The 19,210-nt window shown below is 43.6% G+C and carries 18 protein-coding genes; 11 read left to right on the top strand and 7 right to left on the bottom strand.

The features are described 5' to 3' along the window. Window positions 1-560: 560 nt before the first annotated feature. From P8X24_RS01890 to P8X24_RS01875, 4 genes are read left to right on the top strand one after another with little or no spacing between them, the layout of a single operon-like run. Window positions 561-893, top strand: coding sequence for a PadR family transcriptional regulator (locus P8X24_RS01890; RefSeq protein WP_372913814.1), 333 nt, complete (start codon window positions 561-563; stop codon window positions 891-893). Beyond that, window positions 890-1,453, top strand: a complete 564-nt coding sequence (locus tag P8X24_RS01885) for an SdpI family protein (protein ID WP_372913813.1) — start codon at window positions 890-892, stop codon at window positions 1,451-1,453. The genes P8X24_RS01890 and P8X24_RS01885 overlap by 4 nt, the downstream gene beginning before the upstream one ends. A gap of 35 nt (window positions 1,454-1,488) precedes the next feature. After that, window positions 1,489-1,827, top strand: coding sequence for a YbjQ family protein (locus P8X24_RS01880; RefSeq protein ID WP_372913812.1), 339 nt, complete (start codon window positions 1,489-1,491; stop codon window positions 1,825-1,827). 2 nt (window positions 1,828-1,829) lie between these two features. Continuing rightward, window positions 1,830-2,525, top strand: a complete 696-nt coding sequence (locus tag P8X24_RS01875) for a YhfC family intramembrane metalloprotease (protein ID WP_372913811.1) — start codon at window positions 1,830-1,832, stop codon at window positions 2,523-2,525. On the opposite strand, the gene P8X24_RS01870 is transcribed toward P8X24_RS01875, so the two are convergent. Beyond that, a complete protein-coding gene (locus P8X24_RS01870; protein ID WP_372913810.1) occupies window positions 2,526-3,755 on the bottom strand; it encodes an ArnT family glycosyltransferase in 1,230 nt (409 codons plus the stop codon). Window positions 3,756-4,129: 374 nt separating this feature from the next. On the opposite strand from P8X24_RS01870, the gene P8X24_RS01865 reads away from it, so the two are divergent. Beyond that, window positions 4,130-5,383, top strand: coding sequence for an ATPase (locus tag P8X24_RS01865; RefSeq protein ID WP_372913809.1), 1,254 nt, complete (start codon window positions 4,130-4,132; stop codon window positions 5,381-5,383). Further along, on the top strand, window positions 5,358-5,954 hold the full coding sequence (gene pcp, locus P8X24_RS01860) for a pyroglutamyl-peptidase I (protein ID WP_372913808.1): 597 nt from the start codon (window positions 5,358-5,360) through the stop codon (window positions 5,952-5,954). Before P8X24_RS01865 ends, pcp begins: the two co-directional genes overlap by 26 nt. 10 nt (window positions 5,955-5,964) lie before the next feature. On the opposite strand, the gene P8X24_RS01855 is transcribed toward pcp, so the two are convergent. From P8X24_RS01855 to P8X24_RS01835, 5 genes are all read right to left on the bottom strand, one after another. After that, on the bottom strand, window positions 5,965-6,162 hold the full coding sequence (locus P8X24_RS01855) for a TIGR04140 family protein (RefSeq protein WP_372913807.1): 198 nt from the start codon (window positions 6,160-6,162) through the stop codon (window positions 5,965-5,967). Next, on the bottom strand, window positions 6,119-7,120 hold the full coding sequence (locus P8X24_RS01850) for a TIGR00269 family protein (RefSeq protein ID WP_372914172.1): 1,002 nt from the start codon (window positions 7,118-7,120) through the stop codon (window positions 6,119-6,121). Before P8X24_RS01850 ends, P8X24_RS01855 begins: the two co-directional genes overlap by 44 nt. Window positions 7,121-7,261: 141 nt before the next feature. After that, window positions 7,262-9,475 (bottom strand): hypothetical protein, encoded by a 2,214-nt coding sequence (locus P8X24_RS01845; RefSeq protein WP_372913806.1) that lies wholly within the window; start codon window positions 9,473-9,475, stop codon window positions 7,262-7,264. Next, window positions 9,459-10,847, bottom strand: a complete 1,389-nt coding sequence (locus P8X24_RS01840; RefSeq protein ID WP_372913805.1) for a hypothetical protein — start codon at window positions 10,845-10,847, stop codon at window positions 9,459-9,461. Before P8X24_RS01840 ends, P8X24_RS01845 begins: the two co-directional genes overlap by 17 nt. A 54-nt stretch (window positions 10,848-10,901) precedes the next feature. Then, a complete protein-coding gene (locus P8X24_RS01835; protein WP_372913804.1) occupies window positions 10,902-12,242 on the bottom strand; it encodes an ATP-binding protein in 1,341 nt (446 codons plus the stop codon). A gap of 63 nt (window positions 12,243-12,305) precedes the next feature. Between P8X24_RS01835 and P8X24_RS01830 the strand changes: the two genes are divergently transcribed. The 5 genes from P8X24_RS01830 (at window position 12,306) to P8X24_RS01810 (ending at window position 17,985) form a co-directional block, all read left to right on the top strand. Beyond that, the gene (locus P8X24_RS01830; RefSeq protein ID WP_372913803.1) at window positions 12,306-13,085 is read left to right on the top strand and encodes a TrkA C-terminal domain-containing protein; all 780 of its coding nucleotides are present in this window, start codon (window positions 12,306-12,308) and stop codon (window positions 13,083-13,085) included. After that, window positions 13,078-14,520 carry a potassium channel family protein gene (locus tag P8X24_RS01825; protein WP_372913802.1) on the top strand — a complete coding sequence of 481 codons (1,443 nt, stop codon included), beginning with the start codon at window positions 13,078-13,080 and terminating at the stop codon, window positions 14,518-14,520. The genes P8X24_RS01830 and P8X24_RS01825 overlap by 8 nt, the downstream gene beginning before the upstream one ends. A gap of 5 nt (window positions 14,521-14,525) precedes the next feature. Continuing rightward, on the top strand, window positions 14,526-15,653 hold the full coding sequence (locus P8X24_RS01820) for an ATP-NAD kinase family protein (RefSeq protein WP_372913801.1): 1,128 nt from the start codon (window positions 14,526-14,528) through the stop codon (window positions 15,651-15,653). Between the two features lie 113 nt (window positions 15,654-15,766). Further along, complete coding sequence (locus tag P8X24_RS01815; RefSeq protein ID WP_372913800.1) at window positions 15,767-16,873, top strand: cell wall-binding repeat-containing protein; 1,107 nt, start codon at window positions 15,767-15,769, stop codon at window positions 16,871-16,873. A 5-nt stretch (window positions 16,874-16,878) separates the two neighbouring features. Further along, on the top strand, window positions 16,879-17,985 hold the full coding sequence (locus tag P8X24_RS01810) for a cell wall-binding repeat-containing protein (protein WP_372913799.1): 1,107 nt from the start codon (window positions 16,879-16,881) through the stop codon (window positions 17,983-17,985). 1 nt (window position 17,986) lies between these two features. Here the strand turns inward: P8X24_RS01810 and P8X24_RS01805 are convergent, their stop codons facing one another. Further along, the gene (locus P8X24_RS01805; protein ID WP_372913798.1) at window positions 17,987-19,150 is read right to left on the bottom strand and encodes an OBG GTPase family GTP-binding protein; all 1,164 of its coding nucleotides are present in this window, start codon (window positions 19,148-19,150) and stop codon (window positions 17,987-17,989) included. Between the last annotated feature and the right edge of the window lie 60 nt (window positions 19,151-19,210).

Raw genomic sequence — 19,210 nt, 5'->3', positions numbered from 1 at the left:
TAACGGGGGTGGAGTTTCTGCCGTGAATGCTTAGAATCGCCGTGATGACCCACACTACAATGATGCAGTGTGAGGGAACGGCTGAGATAACATCGTAGCTCTCAAAAGCCTATTTTTGAAGGCCTGCTCTTTTAGTGAAGAACACGGGCTTCAGAATTCTAAAGCAGATACTAGAGCACCTCTGAGAGGAAAGAAGAAACGATGCAGTCTTTGATTATTTTAACGGAAGAACTTGTTATTCGGTGGTATCTCAAAATCAGCCCTTTACTTGGCAGTTTTCTCGGGGACGACCTCTTGGGTTAGGGGAAGCTATAAGGTATAAGGGTTCACCCAAGCAGGTAAAGCATCTTTTTGGGGCAAAACCTCACTAGGAGGCTTTAACCCCGGGAAAATTGCCAAGAATACACGTGATGTCCCGGAGAAGGGAGGACATTCAGAGCGTGGCACATGGGTTTCTTAGGCCTTTCGAAATGGAGTACCACTTTAAGTTCCGGTAAGTTTATAAACTATTTTCGCGATAATACCTCGAGGTCCGATGCATCGAACCTGGAGGTGAATACGTGAAGGCCATTGAAAAGCTGAGGAAGGAACTAAGGGCTGGCTTATACTCCTACCTAGTGCTCCTCATCTTGGAGAGAGAGGGAGAACTACATGGGTACGGGATAAGGAAGAAGCTTGAAGAACTCACTAATGGAAGGCTCGTCCCCAGTGAGGGAACCCTTTATGATCTGCTGAAGAGCTTGAAGAAGTACAAGTTGATAGAAGATAGGCTAGTCTTAGTTGGCAAGAAGCCTAGGAGGTATTACAAGCTCACCACCCAGGGAAAGGAGGTTTTAGAGGAACTTAAGGAGGAAGTTAGGGGAATAATTAAGATTTTGGAGGTGGTAGTTTGATTTGGCTTGGCTTGATGATGCTTATAATTGGAGTTCTGACTTTGGCGGTGAGGAACAATCAAAACCCATTCATTGGGGTTAGGTTCTCATATACGTACCTTTCCAAGGAGGCTTGGAGGAGAGCAAATACAATAGCTGGTATCTTGAGCGTAATCCTGGGAGTTGTGGTTTTGATTCAGTCCTGCATCGGGGCCAGCAAGAGCGTTGTACTCTCAACTTTTGCCATTGGCATGTTCCTCATTGCCATTTCAACGTACTCAATAGCGAGGAAGGCTTATGAGGTAGAGACCATGAAAGAGGAGCCCCAGGGAGAGATAGAAGAAATGTCCCCAGGATTTCCCAGGGTCATCTGCCTCCAGTGGTTCATGATACCCTTAGGCATCGCTATAAAGCTTCCCCTTGAGGATATATTTTTAGTTGCCATGGTTCCAGTGATGTCAACTATCGTTGCTAGGGATCCCCTCCTGCTTAGATTGCCCGGGAAGTCGAGGGATATTAGGATGGCACTCTACGCTGTTACCCTGCTTCAAGTGGCCTTCCTTATTTACGGAAAGTTTTAATCCTCCCCTTTCCCTTATTCTTTTGGTGGTATTTCATGGAGACAATAGAAGGGGTTATTGTAGTCACTACCGAAACAATCCCTGGGTACAGAATAGTTGAGGTTAAGGGAATAGCTAGGGGAGGAATCGTTAGGGCCACTCATCTTGGAAGGGACATACTCGCCACCCTTAGGAACATCAAGGGTGGGGAGGTTAAGGAGTACACCCAGATGATGGCAGAAGCTAGGGAGGAAGCCCTCAGAAGAATGGCCCTGCACGCTAAGCAACTCGGTGCAAATGCCGTCGTCAATGTGAGGTTCGCAACTTCTAATGTTTCATCTGGAACGGCCGAAGTTTATGCCTATGGCACCGCGGTGGTCGTTGAGAGGGAGTAAGGATGAACCCTGCGTTTTTCATCCTGCTCGGTGGTTTTTTGGCTTGGCTTACCTTGTACCTTTTAGGACTGAGAAAGTTCAAAGGAGCAGAATTTATACTTGGAGTGTTCATCTTCTTCTTCGCTATGCTCCTCCAGGGCCTGATACAGCAGGGGGCTTTTGTGCTTGCAGGCATTAAATCTAATAAAGACATAATCAAGAGAGGTCTAATGCTTGTTGCCAGCCTCTGGGTTGGTCTCTCAGCTGGCTTCATTCAGGAGGGAGTTAAGTTTGCCTTGGTCAGGGATAAGAGCAAGAGGCAGGGCGGGTTCGTAGGTCTTGGCTTCGGAATAGCTGAGGTATTTGCTGTGGTTATTAATATTGCTATTATAAACTTCAAGGGATTAACTCCTGATGTTCCCTTCATTATGGGCATGCTAAGCCTGGCTGAGAGGTACTTGGTTGTCCTCTTCCATGTTGCCACAACGATTCTCTTGGCTGGGGCATCGGTAAGAACGTTCTTGGCCTTAACTGGGATTCACACGGTGGTGGATACTCTCGCAGCGTACTATCAGCTCACTAGACTCGTAGATCCAGTTAAATCCGTGAAGATTCTAATTATCACTGAGGCCGTCCTTGGGCTTGTTGTTCTAGTACTCCTAATATATGCCCTGCCCCAAGCCCTTAAAGAGGAAGAAAAAGAGAAGGTGATCTGGTAGCTATCTCCTAACAAATATCTCCAGCCTTCCTCCGTAGAACTCCTCCACTTTTACATATTTCCCGCTGGTAAGGATGTTCAGGTAGACGTTTGGGTTCTTATGAATTATCACGTCGTAGTACCCCCTCGCTATCTTCTCCTCTATGCTCTTCCGCCTGAGTATCATTTCGACCTCAGCTTTGGGATAGTAGAACCCCGCCATGGTGTAGAGGTAGGGGGAAACAAATAACTTTTCAGCTGGATACTTCTCGCTCGCATACTTCAGCACGTGGGACTCTTGAACCCCGACGGAGTTCCATCTCTCCTTTAGGTCAAAGCCCTTCTGAGCAATGGGAATTATGAGGAGGATTGCTAGAGCTAGGGTTATAAGCCATGGTTTAATGTTCTTGATTCTAACGCGGGCAATCACGATTTCAATTGTCTTTCCAATGAGCTCAATGCCCTCCGCGGCGAGTATCCCAATGACGGGAGAAAGGAACGTTATGAACTTCGTTTCCTTATGAGTCACCATCATTATCATAATGAAACCTATGAACGACCAGCCGATCAAAAGGTAGCCCTTTTCATACTGTCTCTGCTTCAGGAATCCAAGAACGGCAAGGGCTGGGAGCACGATTCCTATGTCATTGAACAGCAACTTCAGAAAGTCTGAAACTGAAACTGGCTTGTCTAGGGTAACGACTCTGTTTGCTATTTTGAACGGTCTAAAGTAGCCTCCATAGTGAAGATGTCCCAAGTACAGCCAAGGTAGCAGAACAAGGAAGAAGAGCATGAAACCTATCCAGTATTCCTTCTTTTTCACCCTCCCCCAGTAGTCGGTGAGCCACAGGTAGGCCAAGAACACCGGGATTACCGAGAGCCCCGTATACCTTGTCAGTACGGCAAGTCCCGCCGAGATGAATGCCAAATAAATCCTGCGAGGCTCACCTCTTTTCCGCCCCGTGTATAGGAAGTAGATAGCGAGCGTGTAGAAGAACGTGAACTCGCTGTGAACTAATTCCCTACCTCCCATCGTGAGCGCGAGGCCGTTGAACATGAAGAACAGCGACGCTATAACTCCTTTGATTAAGTCTCCAAACAATTCAAGGCAGAGGAGATACACGAGGGAAGCTGTCAGGGCAAAGAAGAATGCTGAAACTATCCTCGCAACTTTAAGCTGAGCTAAGGGATCGTGGATGAAGTGGTAGAGCAGGGAGAGGGTGTGGGGATACAGGGGAGGTCTGTACATCATGTAAATACCTTAATACCTGACCTCCTCCCCGCTGAACGGGGAGGGACACGGATGAAACCCACTCCAGGGACTATCTTGAAGCCCTAAAGGACGAGGCTTTCAAAGAAAAATGTAAAGCTCGTCGGATTCTCAGCCAAGTTCCTTGCTATGTTTATGTATAAAGCTCCATCATAAGTGAGCGTGTCCCAGGGGGAAGTAGAATGATTTGCATAGTGAATGCAAATGCAAAATTATGATTGTGATTATCTTCATGTTAAACTTCATTTTTAACCCTCCATAGTGTCCTTCTTTACTCATCGGAAGGTATTGCTCTAGGCTTTTATGTGTTTTGCCATTCGTTAGTCTTATAAACGATTATCACTGTAATTATTCCCATGAGAATAATTCCTAGAAGGATAGAAATTTCGAAGCTGAAAACGCCAGGGTGGAAGATGCTCTATGGAAGAAGGAAAACTGGAAAGACTTTTTTAGTTGAGCATTTCCTTCAATATGACGAGTTTTTCTTCGTTGGTAAGGATGGGACTGTATACGATAGAAACAGAAATGGAAAAATGAGTTACAGGGAGTTCTTTGCTATTTTTCCAAGATTGCTTAATGGTGTAGTTGTAGTTGATGAATTTCACAGATTGCCAGAGGAGTTCTTAGATTTACTTCACATGAACTCGGGGAAGGGAGAACTTATCCTTATAACCTCCACACTCTGGCTTGCCAAAAAGATCCTATTAGGGAAGAGAAGTCCCCTCCTTGGGATAGTAAGGCCAATAAAGATAAGTCTAATTGACGAGAGGGACATCCTAATAGGCCTTTCCAAGGACCTCTCCGAGAAGGAACTTATCGAAGCGGCAACTTACCTGCGTGAGCCCCTTTTAATCCCATACTACACTCCGCCAGTGAGGAAATTTCTCCCTGACTTCCTCCATGATTCGTCTCTTATGATAAAGGAGCTTATTGGAGAGATATTCACAGAAGAAGAAAGGAGACTAACTTCAGTGTATGAGGGAATATTAAAAGGTGTATCAGATGGAAAAACGACAAGTACCGAGCTTTCGTCTTATCTCTTTTCACTCGGCCTAATAGAGAAGGATAATCCTGGGATCTTGCAGAAGTATCTTGGGATACTAACTGAAATGGGGATCTTAAGGAAAGTCGAAGTGATAGGTAAAAGGAGAAAGAAGTTCCACTACTATCATGTTTCGCCTCTTTTTGATCTCCACTACTACTTGGAGGCCAAGTATGCCTATACAGAGCTAGATATTCCTGAAGAATATATAAGAAAAGTCGTTGAGGAAAAATTGCCCCTTCACGTTGAGGACTTCATAGCGGAGCTGTTTTCAAAGCTTTATGGGATGAAAAGACTCTACATAGAACTTCCCAATCTTCAGCTTGACGTTGCCCTGGGATCCTTTAAGAGAATCGAGATGGTTGGTGAGGTTAAGTGGAAAGAGTTCGTCGGGAGGGATGAGATCAGGAAAATAGAGGAGAAGTTAAGTCGAATTGACGCTAGGAGGTTTTTAGTAGTTCCAAGTTTAGATTCGTTGGAGAAAGAGCCGGAGGGGGTTGAGGTTTTAACCCCTGAGGATATACTCAGGATGGTGATCGAAGATGAAGGTTCTCGTTACGGGCTTTGAGCCCTTTGGGAATGAGAAAATTAATCCCTCATGGGAGGCAGTGAAGTTGCTCCCCGATGAGATAGAAGGGGCTACCGTGGTAAAGAAGCTCCTCCCCGTTACATTTAACGGAGTCCGCAGAATTCTGCCGGAGCTGATACTGAAGGAGAAGCCCGACGTTGTTATCTCCACGGGGCTCGCCGGAGGAAGGCCAACGATAACAGTTGAAAGGGTTGCGATTAACATTATGGACTCGACGATGCCAGATAACGAGGGGTACAAGCCGGAAGATGAGCCGATATTTGATGATGCTCCTACAGCTTACTTCTCGACTCTGCCGATAAAGAAGATAGTTAGGGCGTTAAGGGAGAACGGAATTCCTGCCTTAGTGTCCAATACTGCCGGAACCTACGTCTGCAACACGGCAATGTTCACGGCTCTCCATACAATAGCGAAGCACAAGCTTAATGCCAAAGCCGGTTTCATTCACGTTCCCTACAGCCACGAGCAGGCCCTAGATAAGCCCAGGCCTTCAATGGCCCTCGAGACAATAGCGAGGGCTATTGAGATAGCTATAAGGGTTAGCCTTTGATTTGAACAAACTATCCCCCTGCTCTAGCAAGCTTCAATCTATCCAAAAATTTTCTTACTTCTTCACTGCTCCCTTTTATTAGAACGACGTTTAATGGTATTTTGCCCTCCCTTCTTCCTGCCAGAACAATCTCAACATTTGCTCCGACCTTGTCCTTTATCTCCTCAAGCTCCTCTATGGAAAGAACTGTTTCGATGATCCTCCCCATTTTTATCACTCAGGCTGAACTTAAGCTTGGCCCTCTCGTGAACCTGCAACCTGAACTGGCAGGCCTTACATATTTCTCCGCTCGTCGGCTGTCCGCAGAGCTTACAGCGGTTCAACTTTACCTCTTTTGCATAGGTCTTTGCCAGGAGAGGGAATATCTTGTCGTAGCTCCTCAAAAGCTGATACTTTGTTCCCGGATGCTTCTCCTCCATCTCATTAAGCCAGTCCCTTATCTCAGCCCTAAAGGCTTCAACTGCATATGGGCACTCGCTGAGGTCAACCTCAATGTTGTTTAAAACGGCATAGAGCACTATCTCCTTTTCTGGCACTTCCCTTAGGGGCTTTATCCTGGGGACTAAGCCTTCATGGATCACCTCGTAGTACGGTCCAGTCCTTCCGAGCCTCGCAACATCTCCCCTCATTAGGTTCATTAGGAAAACCTGAACCTCATCGTCAAGGTTCAATCCTAAGGCGAGCTTGTCCACTTTGAGCTCTTCTGCGGCCTTGTTTAGGAGCCATCTCCTCCAGACGCCACAGTATGAGCATGCCCCTAACCTCTCTCCTCTTCCCCCCATTATTTCCACGGTTTCGTCAAGGGTAAAGCCTATGTAGTCCTTGAACCTGTATATGTGGTGCTCAACACCCAAAAGTTCGGCATTTTTCTTTGCAACTTCAACGCTCTTGTCCCTGTACCCTTTTATTCCCTCATCTATCGTTATTGCAACTATCTCAAAAGGGAACTTCTTTCTAAGTTTAGCCAATAGATGGAGGAGGACTACGCTGTCTTTGCCCCCGCTCACTGCAACTCCAATCCTCTCTCCCCTCTTGATCATCCTGTACTTCCTGATCGTCCTCTTTACTTTACCTTCGACTAGCTCGTTGAAGTGCTTGTGGCAGTAATACCTTCCCTCGTACCTCGCGAAGTATACTGCCTCCCTGCCGCACCTTGAGCATTTCATGGCCATGAAGGAGGAGAGAAGGGTTGGCTTTTAAACTTAAGGTCAGCCCATGCGAGTGTCATCACAGCTCGGCCGAAATCTCCGTCATCATCCCTTGCTTCCTGAGTCTTGCAGTTTGCTAATAAAGGTTTTGATCTAAGATTAAATGGCCTTCCTTAAAGATTTTGTAGTTCTTAAGGCAGATCTTATCTTATCTGCAAATTCCTCAATATCTACAAGCTCCCATCTGCCGGGTTTATCCAATACCAAAACTTTGACTTTTATTGGGAGTTCGTAGAGTTCTCGGTAGATATCAAGCCTTCTCTTAATCTCTTCATAGTGGATTAGTGCAGAAACAGGCTTCAGAACTATCCAGAGTTCATACTCAGGAGGAATTCTGCCACCAAGTTTCTTTATGTATTTTCCGACTGTTTTGTCTATTTTCTTCATTGGCTCTCCACTTCCAATGAGGGTTTCTATCTCTATTATCGCTTTTTCTTCAGGACTTGTGTAGATTATGTCTGGGATTATCCCTTCAGTTAGAGGCTCCTCAGTTTTTATTACTCCTTCCTGTTTTAATTTATGGAGGAACTTGTAAAACTCTATTCCCCTGGGGATCTTTTCTAACTTCTCTATCTCCTTCCTAACTAAATAAGAGAATGTGGCGACCTTTAACCTGTAATGCTCGCGCTCTTTGAATTCAAATTCTATATCTTCAGCTTCTTCGTAGGGTACAAATGGGGAGAATAGCTTAACAACATTTTTGAACTCTAGAGTTATTGCTTCAAGTTCATGAAGAAAGTCGGAATATTTGTCCTCTATTCCAAGGATTGCATAAGTTAGTGCCCTGTAGACATGATGTATGTTTCCCCTCTTTTCCGGATCCATTTCGACCTTTATAATGCCTTTTATGGTCTTTATCTTCTCTACTTCTTCTTTGAGCCTCTTAATTTCCTCAGTTATTGAGGCATAGATTCTTGGCAGTACAAAGACAACGAATCCAAATCCTTGGAGGTATCCCGTTTTCAGTCTGCTCTCTACTATCTCCAAGAATTTCCGCAAATTGTATGGTGTAGTTTTTCTGCAATCAATAATTTCAATCCTTCCTTCGAATTTAAATTGTGTTAATAGATATGGATCTTTCGTAGAATCAACAGATTTCTCTTCCGTGGGATCTTTTGGTAATTCCCGTAGTGCAGGTGTAGGTTTTGAACCTCTAATCTCCGAGTACAATTCAGACAAGATATATGATACTTGGGGATGCCATTCTTCTTCATCTTCGTATAAAAATACAATTATTGGCTTGTCTCCTGAATCTCCCTCTCCCCTTGGTATGTATCCTCCTTTAATTCCCAATAATTCGTCTAGGAGGGACTCTCTTTCCATGTTACTAACCTCCTCCTGAACTAGCCCTTCATAACCTAATCCAGAGAATGAAGTGCTAAAGTTAATCCAGGTTTTCTGATGTGCATATGTAGGAAAGATTGTAGGTGTAAGGGGTGCTGGTGGGTGTCGTAATACATATGTAGTTGTATTCAGAGATATCGGTGCAGAATATCCCCGTCTTATCAAAGGAAATCCCGAAACGGAGGTTGAGCTTGGTACTTCTGTCTTTAGCATTACCTCTATATTAGCTGGAGTTTGAAGTAATTGAATCGTTGGTAATGAATTTCTCCTATCTTTTTGTATCAAAGATATCTGAAAGGTGAGAGGTGGCTTAATTAGCTTTATTGAGGATATAGTTGGATATACTGCCTTTGACTGAACTTTTAAGATGTCTGTTCTGTATCTGCGTTCTATTCTGGGTTCCATAAATGGAGTAATAGAGGGTAGTGGGGTTAAAGTATGAACAAAGTATTGCATGTTAAAATTAATGTTCTTTATTGCTGGAGATTTGGTAGGGAATATTCTTGGGAGATCCTCTAGCAGGACTTGGGACTTTGGAACTAGAACTTCTTTAGTAAATTCCAAAGTGGGTATTTTAAGGGTTGCTGGAAGCACATTTGGAGTTCGTTTTTGGATCAATACTTCTTGAGTTAAGAGAGAAATGTTAATTTTCAGGCCATTTACTGGTTTAAGCCTTGGACAAGGACGAATATTTGTTGGTATCTTAAGACTTGGAGACATTTGGAAAGTGGGAGGAGCATGAGGTGTGTATCGGGGGAATGGGGAAATCCTTTTAGGTAGGGACTTTACCGGAGATATCGAATATCCAGTAGGCTGAATAATGGAGAATTTTGGGAGGGGTAGTAGTTTTTGTTTTTGGAAGACTCCCTGCTTCTTTACTATTGGTCTTTTTCTCTTAGGGTGTTTTCTTGGTTCTTCACTAGTTTCAAGTGGAATAGGTTTTTCTTTAAGTTTATGAACTTGTCTCATTTTCCCACCTTAATTCTTCAATAAGGTTATAGTATCTATCACAATCGCTGGGCCTGAGAAGAATGTATCTGAATGTTCCATACTCCCATAATGTAGAATATCCAACTCCACTAAATTCTAAAAACCTTGTCGCAATTAGAGGAAATATATCTTCAAGTATCAAACTGATTGTGTATCCACTAATGAAAGTGTCTGGCTTATATGCGTTTATATAGTTATGATAATCTCTTACAACGTCTCTACTTATATACCGATGTTTGAGGAAGAGTTCCCGAATTAAGGGGGGATAATTCCATAATTGGTTCTCAAGTGGTATTACGTCTACTCCAACCCCATCCTTAAATCCCTCTGTATCTGCAATGATCAATCCAAAATAGATGTTATCTCTTGAGCATATTATCCATAATATTTTGCTTTTATCCAAAAATGCCTCCTTAATCTGTGGTAGGGGTCTCCATGTTCCTTCTTTTATAAGCCTAATTATTGATTCTTTTTTCTTGTTCCAATAATTCCCAAATAACTCCTTTATTACCTGTTGATTACCTATGATACCCCTTACAAGTTTTGTAATATCCCCCTCATCTAAAAATAGTCTGTAGACATTTGCCAATGGTGAACTTTCATTAATTACCCATATTAGCTCTGTATCTTCTTTAAATTCCGCTGGTTGAAGCTGATTGTCATAAAGTCTGGGCTTTACTATCTCAATAAGTTGGGAAATTTGAGCAGGAGTGCATTCAAGGGCCTCCATAATTATCATCGTTGTTGCAACTCTGAAGTAAGTGAGGAATTGGACATACCTATTACTCGGTTCCAATAAGCTGAGCCCTCTATTGATCAATTCGTTAAGTTTTTCAATCAATATTGGGGTTTCAATTGTTGGATCTATCCATTTCTTGAAATCCTCTGTAATGTTTGGCCTTTTTGCATCCTTGAAGTTTTTAATGAGCTTTTCAACTTGTTGGATAATTCTTTCGTAATCTTCAATCTCTAAGCCCAGGATTTTATCTCCGACTATTATTCTAACGCTATCTCCCCTTCTCTCATATATTCCAACGCTCGTCTCATAGTCGTCGCTTCCAGCTACCTTGACGTCAAATAAAGAGAACATTGCTCTCGCAAATGCGTTCTCTTCATATCCCCCTCCAGCCACTATTAATCTTGCTGGATCTTTGAGCTCATCTGAGAGTGTTGAAATTTTCTTGTTGTTAAATGTCTCCTTGAGCCATTTTTGAAACTCCCTAAACTGAATTAACAGTGAGTATAATCCCTCTAAATCTCTTACAAAATCATTCCAGCTCTCTTTCTCCCATATTCTAATGTCTTTTGCCCAAGTTAGTAAATCAACTTCTGTGTTATTTTGGTTTTCCATTCGAACTCACCTTTGATAAGTAGTCCTTCTTAACCTAAAAAATTAACTAACAAGCTAAGTAATCCTAGGATTAAACATATCCTTCAAGTCAAACATAAGTCCTTCTTTCTTCTTAAACTCCTTAGCTACAACCCCAAACTTCTTTTCCTTTGCTTTTACGTTAACCTTCTCCGCTTTCTCTTCAAGGTTTTCTAAGATTTCATGCACTTCACTTACTTTAAGTCTGCTCCACTTAACCTCGAAGAAGTAGGCTGTGTTTCCTTTAACGCCCACAAAGTCGATCTCTTCTTCTTTCCTCCACCATGGTCCCCCAGCCTCGAATCTGAATTTGCTCCACAGGAAATCCCTAGCCACCTCTTCAAAAACTCTCCCCATGTATTGGCTAAATCCTTCCCTTATTTTTTCTAGCGCTTCCTCCTCGAGCTCCCTCTCGATTAGCTCCCTGTTGGGATAGATGAACCTAAACCAGAACTTAAAGTAGTTGTCGGTTATCTCGTACCTCAAATTTCTCCTCTTCTCTGGCTCAAAAGCTGGATACAATTTTCTGACTACGTGAATTTCCCCTAGATTATCTAGGTATTTCGATACAGTGCTTTTGTCTAGGCCAGTGGCGTTCACTATCTCTCCAAACTTAGTGTTCCCCATTGATATTGCCTTCAATATCGAGAAGTATCTCCTTGGTTCCCTGAATTCTTGTCTCAGGAGGAACTCCGCTTCGGTATAGAGGAAGCTCTCTTTCCTTAGGAAGTTATACCTAATGTTATCCCAAAAGCTGAGCTCATCCGTGAACTGCTTTAAATAGAGTGGTATTCCGTCAACAACTCCATAAACCCTTATTGCATCTTCCTCGGAGTACTTAGGGAAGAACTCTTTTACGTGGAAGTACTTGAGGGGGTGGAGTTTTATTTGCATGGTTCTCCTTCCGTAAAGGGGGCTTTTGCGCCCGAGTAATTTTTCCATCATGCTTACCGAAGAGCCGATTAACACTAGCTTTACCTTAGAGTGCTGAAGGTACAAGTCCCAGGCTTTCTGAAGTAATGATGGAAAAGCCTTATAACTCTCCACGAGGTATGGGAGTTCGTCGATAATTAGAACTACTTTTCCTTTATTTCCTACGTACTTGAACAGCTCGATCCAGTCTAAATTTGACCTTGCGAGGATTTCATCTTTAAAGAATTCAGCAATTTTGCTTCTGAACTCTTTTAGGTTCTCATCAATTTCCCTTTCATCGGCCAGGAAGTATATTACGGGCTTGTCTTCGAATGCCTTTAGGGCGAGTGCCGTCTTCCCTACTCTCCTCCTACCGTATATCACTATTAGCTCTGGCTTATCACTTTCCCATGCTCTCTCCAACTCCTCCAGCTCCCTTTTCCTATCAACAAATTGTTGAAACATGATTAGTCTAATCGTATTGCAACTTATAAACATTTATGAACCACCTAGGGATAGTTGGTAGAGATGATCCCGATAATCACCTTCCTCCTGGTTGTACTCGTATCGGCGATAATAGTTAGGATAGGGGCTGTAGCGTTGGAGATGACCGGATTATCAAAGGATGTTGCCGCCTTTCAAGCTCAGTCTGCTTTCTCAGGCGTTGGGTTTACGACTAGTGAAAGTGAATACGTTGTTTCTCATCCCGTTAGGAGGAAGATAATAAGGATACTCATGCTCCTGGGGAGTGCTGGGATAACTTCAGCTATAGCCACGCTCGTTCTCAGCTTCACCGGCATTACTAGGGAGCAGGCGAGTTACAGGATAGTAGTTTTGATCGTGGGCCTCTTTGCCCTATACTTGTTTTTCCGATCTAAGTACATTGAAAGGTTAATGAGAAAAGCGATAAGAAGAATTTTAAAGAGATTTGCACCTTCACTTAGGGTTCTCGATTACTCCCAGCTCCTGGGTATAACTAGGGGTTATTCCATAGCCCAGATAAAAGTTAAAAAGACGAGCTGGCTTGCGAACAGGTCGCTGAAAGAACTTCAGCTGGACAAGGAGGGAATACTAGTCTTGGGCATATACAGGAAGGTTGAAGGTAGGGAAGTCTACTTAGGCGCTCCCCACGGTGACACCGTAATACTCCCTGGGGATGTGGTAGTTCTGTATGGCCCAGAAGAAGTTCTCACTTCTCTATCTAAGAGGATGAGGGGGGTTAAGGGTGAGAGGGAGCACGAGGAGGCAATTAAGATGGCAGAAGTTAGAAGGATGCAGGAAGAGAAGGAGGCTGGGGTAGGTGTGTGAGTACGTCTATTCTAGTGGTAAGAAGTGTAGGAGAAAGGCCCTTAAGGGTTCGAAGTACTGCTCACTTCACATCCCATTTGAGGAAGGTGAATTGCTCTATGGTGAGAAGATTAAGGAGATAAAGAGGAGAGCTTTCGAGAGAGCACTTGAGAGAGGAGTCAGGCACTTTGAGGGAGTTCAGCTGTATGACGTCGTAATTATAGAGAAGGAGCTTAAAGAGGCCCTAATATTTAGAAATTCCAAGATCAAGAGACTCATAATAGGAAAATCGAAGCTGAAGAACCTTACCCTTATAAACTCCGAAGTTGATTCCCTCGTGATCGTTGAATCAACGATAGATTTTCTTTACGTTACCGGGGTTAACAGTTATGGGATAAGTATTTGTTCAGTTGACTTCAGGTCGTCAATACTCATTAGGAACTCTTCGGTTAAGTACGTGATGATAAACTCCACGGAATTCAGGCCTGAGGAAGTTACAGCAGAGGAGGAGTTTGGTGAGCTCGGAAGAATGGCGGGAAGAATCGAGATTTCAAATCTTAGCGGTGTAAGGAGGATCGCCGTGAATTCGAGATACCCCCTAATAGAAAGGCTAAGTAAGGAGCTTGGAATCCAGTTTAACGTTACTAAGAGACCGGTTAGGGCTCATATCTTGTACTTAGGGGCCATAAAGTTTGATGAAAGCCCCAGGTTCAAGAGACAGGTTAGGATATACATTAACAGGTTCTCAGGTCAGTTGCTAGTTGAGAACCTTGCTGTTCTTGGGCACGTTGAAGTTGTGAGTAGTAAGGTCCGGTACCCTGAATTCGTTCATGTCACGATATACAATAACCTTGTCCTCAGGAATTCCAAGCTCTACAGTGATGAAAACTGGAACTTGGCTTATCTACCGAACTTATTGGCTGAACTTGAAGTTTACGGCTTTATAGTTATAGAGAACTGCCAGTTTAACAATCCTTACCTAGCTGAAGTCTTCTATAGAATAGCCAGAACCACCTGGGAGGAAAGCGGTGATAAGGAGAAGGCAGATGAGTACTACTACCTGGAGATGCTTGCTAGGAGAAAGAGGGTTCTTCAACACTATAGAAAAGGCCCCAGGACACTTAAAAAGACATTCAGACTTCTTGAGGTGCTCTTCGAGTTCTTTTTTGCCGACTTAACGTGCAAATATGGAACGGACTGGAAGAGGCCGGTATTCCTTTGGTTGGCTTTAGTTATATTTGGCTTTCCCGTTCTCTATGCCCTAACCTCTTCAGTAACCCCCGTTAATTCAAGCTTTGACTATATGTATTTCAGCATAGTTACGGCAACAACTCTGGGGTACGGTGATCTACATCCAGTTGGTGTAGGGAAGGTCATTGCTTCGATTGAAGCAATCTTTGGAATGTTCATGTGGGCGGTCTTCCTTACGGTCTTTGCAAGGAAGTATATGAGGTGAGAATTATGATAGGCTTCATAGTGAATCCAATCGCTGGAATGGGTGGTAGAGTAGCCCTCAAGGGTACGGACGGTGTCCTTGAGGAGGCAATAAGAAGAGGGGCGAGGCCTGTAACTCCTGAACTGGCAAAGTTATTCTTAAGCGAGCTTAAGAATTACAATATTGAGATAAAATTCCTAACGGGCCCAGGTCCCCTGGGGGAGGATTATCTGAGGAAATTTAATTTCCCTTATGAGGTAATTAGACATAGAGAGGTCGGATTTAGGGACATCTATGGAGTAAAAGTTCCTGATACGACGGCAGAAGATACTAAGAAGCTTGTCAAGGAAATGCTTGGCAAGGTGGATCTCATAGTATTTGCTGGCGGAGATGGAACGGCGAGGGATATAGCTGAAGTCGTTGATCTAAAAGTTCCCATCTTAGGCATCCCTACGGGTGTGAAAATGTTCTCTGGGGTTTTTGCAACATCTCCGGAGGATGCGGCAAGGGTTCTTGTGGAATTTCTAAAGGGAAATGCAAGTATTGAGAAAAGGCCTATATTGGATCTTGATGAAGATGCTTACAGGAGGGATGAGCTAAAGGCGAGGAAATTTTATGAAGTTTTAACACCTGTCGTTGAAACGTTAGTTCAGGGTAGCAAAGAGGCCGTTAGGACAGATGAAGAGGAAGATTTAGAGGCTTTAGCTGAAGCCGTTGCTGAAGATATCTTGGATAATGATGGGATTTACTTCTTAGGGGCTGGATCGACGATAAAGAGGATCAAGGATAGACTTGGCATAGATGGCACGTTGTTGGGAGTTGACGTGATCAGGGTGAGGAATGGTAGGGTTAGGCTGTTAGTTAAGGATGCTTCCGAGAAAGATCTATTGTCATTCCTTAAGGAGAGGCCTAAAGTAGTTGTAACGGTTATTGGTGGCCTTAACTTCCTATTTGGAAGGGGAAATCAGCAGTTCTCCCCAAGGGTGCTTAGCGAGATTAGCAAGGATGACGTTATAGTGGTTGCCACACCCTCAAAGATTAGGGAAGGGATCGTTAGGGTCTATACTGGGGATAAAGAAGTTGATAAAAAATTCAGAGGTTACATACGGGTTAGAGTGTCTCCGTGGATAGAGAGGCTTGTAAAAGTAATTTAGGGACATATAGAATAGTAATTTTTGTAACGAAACACGGAGAAACACTTAGAAATGCCTACGGAACATGGTATTCCTTATTTTTGTTGGGCTTTTATGTTGTGTTGGTGATGGATATGAGGAAGGTGCTTGGTATATTAGTTTCAGTATTGTTAGTACTGAGCGGAATTGGGGTTGCCCAAGTAAGTGCCGAGACACAGAGCTTGGTAATCTTAGTGAGTGACAATGAGGCTGATCTAACGCTTGCTCAAAAGGTTGGTGAGTTGCTAAATGCGACAGTCGTTGTAACAAAGTGGGGTATGTTTAACGAGTCAGTGATCTCCCAGATAGTCGGCCTTAGTCCGGACATTGTTCTTATAATAGGCGGGCCTCTTGCAGTGGTTTCAGTATATGAAGATGAGCTGGAGAACCTTGGAATTAACGTTACGAGGATAGGGGGACGAGATAGAGTTGAGACTAACCAGGGTCTCATTGAGTTCCTGCTGGAGAACTATCCTGACTTACTTAACAACGTAACCGCTGCAATAGCTTATGGATGGGACTATGCTGCAATGCTACATCTTAGAAACAAGGGTTGCATAATCCCGATCCTTGTAAAGAACGACACAGTAAACGAAACCATAGTGAAGCAGTTCAGGAATGTGGAGATAGTTAGGAGTAAGTTCAGTGAGAGAATAATGAAGAAGGTTAAGGAAAAGGTAAGGGTAAAAGTCAGGGAGGTAATTGCTAACGTTACCTCTGAAGAGGCCAAGGAAGCCATTGAGGTGGCCCAGGAAAAAGTCGCCCTTGCGGAAAGCATACTTGGTAACGTAACTAATCCAAGTGCTGAGAGGCTAGTAAAGCTAGCCAAGGAAAAGCTTGAACTTGCGAAGAAGGCCTATGAAGAGGGCAAGTATGGGGAAGCGTTTGGCTTGGCCGTTGCATCAAGGAGGCTCGCTGAAGTGGTTATCAGTTATTCGACTAAGGAATTTGAAAGAAACATGAGGATGAACCATGTTATGAGGCTCAGGCTTAGGATAAGGCTTCTTGAGAGGGTAATGCTAAGACTTGAAGCGGGTGGAGCTAACGTCTCTATTGAAAAGGATATCTTGGAGCAGGCAAAAATGGCACTAAAGAATGGGGACGTAGAGAAGGCGAAGATGCTCATAGAGGAAATCGAAAAAGGTTTAAGAAAGAAAATCAAAGAAAAAAGGGTTAATAAATTAAAGAGTTATGTGAGGTGATAATTATGAGAGCCCTATTTTCAATCTTTTTGTCACTTTTGTTGCTTACAATTGCACTTCCAGGTTATATAAATGCTCAAGTTAGGGATTTTGTAATTCTAGTTAGCGATAACGAAGCCGATCTAACTCTGGCTCAAAAGATCGCGGTAGTGTTGGATGCTAAAGTTATAGTTTCTCCCTGGGGTATTTACAATGAGTCTGTAGTGCCAAAAATTTTAGATGCAGATCCTTCTTTCGTTTTAATAATTGGTGGTCCTATGGCAGTTCCTGAGGAATATGAAAAAGACCTTGAGGACTTGGGCATCCCACATACCAGGCTCTATGGTTCAACTAGAGTTGAAACAGCCCAGGTTGTTATAAATTGGATCAAAAAAGACTATCCAGATTTATTCAAAGATATAAAGTTTGCAGTTGTCTATGGCTGGGACTTTGGAGCCATTATGAAGGTTAGAAGCATGAAGGGAGTGATCCCAATATTTATTGGTTATAATCCAGTCAACATTACGATACCGGAGGAAGATGTGGTTGCAATTATGAGTAGAGACTCCGAGGAGATTATGGAAAAAATAACGGGGAAGTTTAGGGTGGGGAGCAGGATGAGGGTTGTCATAACTCAAGAAGTTGCTAAAGAGACAATAGAAGAATCTTCCATCGTAATTTCTAGGGCTGAAGAAGTGTTGAGAGAAGTGGAATCAATAGGTAGTATGGGAGCTAGAGCTTGGGTTTTCCTAGATGCTGCAAAGGGATATCTCAAGAAAGCGAAAAGCTCATACGAAGAAGGGGACTATATCAAGGCATATGAGTACGCTAAAAATGCAAAAATAAGAGCTGAAAGAGCAATAGTTCTTGCCAGGGCTGGAGAGAAGGGTCCTGGTCTTGAAATATCGAGGAGAATTAAAATGCTTGAGATCACGGTAATAAGGTTAAAGGCAAGGGGAATTGACGTAAGTAATATCTTGCCACTGATTGAAAAGGCAGAATCTGCGCTTGAGAGTGGCAACGTTGGAGAGGCAATGAATTACGTGGAGATGGCAATGAAACTAATAAGGGAGAAGACTAGGGGACACGGTGAAAATGGTAGAGCTCATCTAAATCATGGTCCTAAGCACTAAACTACCTCGCGTGAATTTCCACGATATCCCCATCCTCTAGAACGTGATCCGGGCCAACTCTCTGACCTGGGAACTTTACGCTTTTTCCCCAAACTCTCGCATACTTAAAGTTCTTCACGAACTCTTTGTGAATTCTCTCTGCTACATCTAGGACAGTTGACCCCTTCTTCAGCGCTATCGGTGGATAAGCTGGCTCTTCTCCTGGGCTCTTTGTGAATACCCTTATTATGTCTGCGACATTGTATAATGCTTCCTTAACTGCCTCTAAGTTTATCCTCTTCTTAGCTGAGACGGGGATTATCCTGAACTTCTCTCCATAGGCCTTCACGAGCCTTTCATAATTCTTCCTACTCCCTGGGGCATCTCCCTTATTGGCTATTATTATTGCCTTCCTCCAGACCAAGCTATCGTCAAGGGCATCGGCAAATTCCTCCAGTGTCACGGGCTCTTTAACCGTTATCTCCGCAGAATGTATTTTCTCTTCCCTCAGCATTTTCATGACTTCGTTGATGTCCCCTTTAATGTTCTCCGCTCCGTTAATTACTATTCCTCCCCTCGGCGTTTTTCTGACCTCCACCCTTGGCCTCCTCTTGTTGATCTTTATTCCAGCCCTCTCGAATTCTCTGAGTAAGATTTCCATCTGCCTAATTGGGTCTTCACTCAGATCAACGACTATAGCTATCGCGTCCGCGTTCCTTATCACAGCTAGAAGTTGCGGTCCCATTCCCTTCCCTAACGCTGCTCCTTCCAGTAGCCCGGGAACCTCTACAAGCTGTATCTGCACGTCCTTGTAGTTCATCATTGCCGGAATTGGCTCCGTTGTCGTGAAGGGGTAATCTGCGCTCTCAACATCTACTCCTGTTAAGGCTCTTAAGAGCTCTGATTTCCCAACGTTCGGCAGGCCCACTAGGACTATCTGGGCAGCTCCTTCCTTCTTCACCGCTAAAGAATAACCTCCTCCTTTTTTCTGCTGTCTCTGCTTCTCCAGCTCTTTCCTCAGCTCTGCCAGCTTCCTCTTTATCTGCAGTCTGAGCTTTTCAGTCCCCTTGTGCTTTGGAACTAAGGCATACATCTTCTCAAGTGCCCTGATCTTTTCTGGAATAGTCTTGGCGTTCCTATACTCCTCTTCAGCCGCTAGATACTCTGCCGTAACGTTCGTTGGCATCTCTGCTCCCGAACTCTCTTTCCCGATCGGTTTTATAAAATTGAGGTCGAAAAGTTTAAA

Source organism: Pyrococcus kukulkanii (genome assembly GCF_041647995.1).
Lineage (GTDB): Archaea > Methanobacteriota_B > Thermococci > Thermococcales > Thermococcaceae > Pyrococcus.
The sequence above is the reverse complement of the archived record's forward strand: the minus strand, read 5'-3'. Positions and strand labels throughout refer to the sequence as shown.